Here is a 2,643-nt window from a genome sequence, read left to right as displayed (position 1 = left end):
GATCGCAGGACTGAGCATTGGCGCGGCGGTCGCGATGCACGAAGGTTCGACGCTCGTGGTCGTCGTCAACGCACTGCGCTTGCTCGCCTATCGAGATCGCAGGCGACAAATTTCACCTTGATAGTTTAATTCGAGGCTTCGCTACTGAACGTTTCAGTCGTCATGGAGGTTGTTATGGGATCCCATTTTCTCGACCGTCTATTTGGCCGACGATATGGCGGCGGACACGGAGGGGGGCATCACGGAGGCGGACACGGAGATCAGTACGGCTCGGCACCTGATCGTGGGACGCTTTCAGGTAATCGGCACAGCCCGGATTGGAATCGATCAGCACCTCCCGCACAACAGCGAATCCTTGTCTGCCCCAGTTGTCGCTTTGACAACACGCCGGACAGCCGCTTTTGCGTCAATTGCGGCCAGCGTTTTGGATTATCTGAGGCGGTTTGTTCAAAGTGCAGCACGTCGATCCCGGCTAACGCCAAATTCTGTTCTGCGTGCGGTACAGCAGTTGCAGGAGCAAACCCGCAGGGAACGTAACCTCGGTTTTCATGGAGAGTGTCATGGCCGAAGGAGGCTCAGCAAGCGACCCAATATCCAGTACGACGGCAGCGGGGCGGCACAAGAGCAGACTCTACATTGCGTTGACGCTCACTACTACTTTTATGATTATCGAGGTCATCGGCGGGCTGTGGCCCGGGAGTCTTGCTCTAATCGCTGACGCAGCTCATATGCTGACGGATGCCGGCGGATTGGCATTGGCTTTGATTGCGATCCGTTTCGCTGAACGGCCAAGGACTCCGCAGAATACCTTCGGGTATGTTCGCATGGAGGTGCTTTCGGCACTTACCAATGCTGTCGTCCTCCTCCTGTTGACCGTGTACATCCTCTATGAGGCCTATCAGCGATTTTTGAACCCTCCGGAGATTATCGGGGGCCCAATGCTGGCTGTGGCGGTTATTGGTCTCATCGTCAACTTGATCAGCATGAAATTGCTCTCCGCTGGTTCGGCTGAAAGTCTGAATGTTAAGGGCGCGTATTTCGAAGTGTTGTCAGACATGCTCGGTTCGCTCGGCGTGATTGTCGCAGCAGCCGTCGTGGTTCTAACCGGCTGGCAACTCGTCGATCCGATCATCGGCGCTGGCATTGGACTGTTCATCGTCCCCCGCACGTGGATTCTGCTTAAGCAGGCCGTTCACATTCTGATGGAGGGAACGCCTCCGGAAATCGATATGACGTTGCTTGAAAGAAAGCTTTCGGAGCTCCCTGAGGTAATCGCCGTCCATGATCTCCATGTTTGGACGATCACGTCCGGTGCCGATGCGATGAGCTGTCACCTGATCATAACCGATATGTCCTTGGCACCGGCCACATTGACTGCGGCTCAGGCAGCGATGAAGACCGATTTCAATTTGTCGCACGTGACTATCCAGATCGAAACCGACAGTCTTTGGAAGGCCGAGAGCAAGCAGCGATATTAGTGCTTCGATTGACCTCAACAGCAAAGAATAGCGTGAAACAAAATCAGTGGGCGTCATACACCCCTTGAAAACAAGCGACTTTTAGCATATGTCTTTGGCCTATGCTTGGAGGTCCGCATGACCGATCAAAGACACGTCCGCTTGTTTCGTAACGGTCGCAACCAGGCGGTCCGCATTCCCGTGGAATTCGAGTTGCCGGGCGACGAGGCCATCATGCACCGCGATGGCGATCGGCTGGTGATCGAGCCTGTGCGTAAGCGCGGATTGATTGCTCTGCTCAAGTCGATGAAGCCGATCGACGAAGCCTTCCCCGAGATTCCCGATCCTGTTGCGCCAGCGGAGACGGTGTTTTGACCCGCTATTTGCTGGACACCAACATCATCTCCGATCTCGTTAAAAACCCGCAGGGCAAAGCCGCAAGGCGGGTTGCGAAGGTAGGAGAGGACAATGTCTGCACCAGCATCATCGTGGCGGCAGAGCTACGCTATGGATGCGCCAAGAGTGGGTCGAAGCGTCTACTCAAGGCCGTGGAGGATATTCTCGGCGAGATCGCTGTTCTGCCATTCGATATTCCCGCCGACACGGAGTATGGTGGAATCCGCTCCGAGCTTGAGGCAGCCGGGAAACCGATTGGCGCCAACGATCTCCTCATCGCAGCGCATGCTTACGCAACTGGCGCGACGATCGTGACCGCCAATGTCGGTGAATTCACGCGCATTCGCGGTCTGAAGGTGGAGAACTGGCTTGCTTAGAACGCCGCTGTTTCGCGCGCGGCGTGATTGGATCGTGGCATGACAGAGGGTACGGAAATTCCTGTACGGTTGCCTGACGCGGCATCGGTCGAAACCGTGCTTTCGCGTCTTCCGTCTGGCGCCGATGAAGCAACCCTCGCCGTCGCGCTGACCGACGCATTTCCCGGATTTTCCTTTTCGGCAGCAAATATCAACGACCAGTATTGGCGGGACTCGCGCTCGGTGCTGGCCGCGGACGGAACACGGGTTGCCGAATATCGGCCATGGATGGAAGCTGAACTCGCGAAAGACAATGGAGACATCGCCTCGGTCTGGCGGCGGTTGCAGGACACTGATCTCCAGATCTCGGAATGGCACGGCAACAGCGTCTACGCCTTCGCGCCGACAGGATCGGCCGCGGCCGACTACGTGCA

General features: G+C 56.5%; 5 protein-coding genes. All 5 read left to right on the top strand.

Annotated elements, in window-relative coordinates; all coding sequences use genetic code 11:
* Nucleotides 1–162 precede the first annotated feature (162 nt).
* Nucleotides 163–537 carry a zinc-ribbon domain-containing protein gene (locus tag Q0239_RS18165; RefSeq protein ID WP_367276070.1) on the top strand — a complete coding sequence of 125 codons (375 nt, stop codon included), beginning with the start codon at nt 163–165 and terminating at the stop codon, nt 535–537.
* Nucleotides 538–548: 11 nt separating this feature from the next.
* Nucleotides 549–1,478, top strand: coding sequence for a cation diffusion facilitator family transporter (locus Q0239_RS06115; protein WP_367276069.1), 930 nt, complete (start codon nt 549–551; stop codon nt 1,476–1,478).
* A 117-nt stretch (nt 1,479–1,595) separates the two neighbouring features.
* Nucleotides 1,596–1,832, top strand: coding sequence for an AbrB/MazE/SpoVT family DNA-binding domain-containing protein (locus Q0239_RS06110; RefSeq protein ID WP_298599913.1), 237 nt, complete (start codon nt 1,596–1,598; stop codon nt 1,830–1,832).
* Nucleotides 1,829–2,230: a type II toxin-antitoxin system VapC family toxin gene (locus tag Q0239_RS06105; RefSeq protein WP_298599910.1), complete on the top strand. Its 402-nt coding sequence runs from the start codon at nt 1,829–1,831 to the stop codon at nt 2,228–2,230. Before Q0239_RS06110 ends, Q0239_RS06105 begins: the two co-directional genes overlap by 4 nt.
* Nucleotides 2,231–2,257: 27 nt before the next feature.
* A partial coding sequence (locus Q0239_RS06100) for a hypothetical protein (RefSeq protein WP_298599909.1) occupies nt 2,258–2,643 on the top strand: 386 nt, incomplete at its 3' end.

This window comes from uncultured Sphingorhabdus sp., assembly GCF_937872355.1.
GTDB lineage: Bacteria > Pseudomonadota > Alphaproteobacteria > Sphingomonadales > Sphingomonadaceae > Sphingorhabdus_B.
This window is presented reverse-complemented; position numbering and strand designations above follow the sequence as displayed.

What these genes read in the sequence shown, in the direction of transcription:
- Q0239_RS18165 (WP_367276070.1), top strand. Translation starts at nt 163, where the DNA reads ATGGAGGTTGTTATGGGATCCCATTTTCTCGACCGTCTATTTGGCCGA.
- Q0239_RS06115 (WP_367276069.1), top strand. Translation starts at nt 549, where the DNA reads ATGGAGAGTGTCATGGCCGAAGGAGGCTCAGCAAGCGACCCAATATCC.
- Q0239_RS06110 (WP_298599913.1), top strand. Translation starts at nt 1,596, where the DNA reads ATGACCGATCAAAGACACGTCCGCTTGTTTCGTAACGGTCGCAACCAG.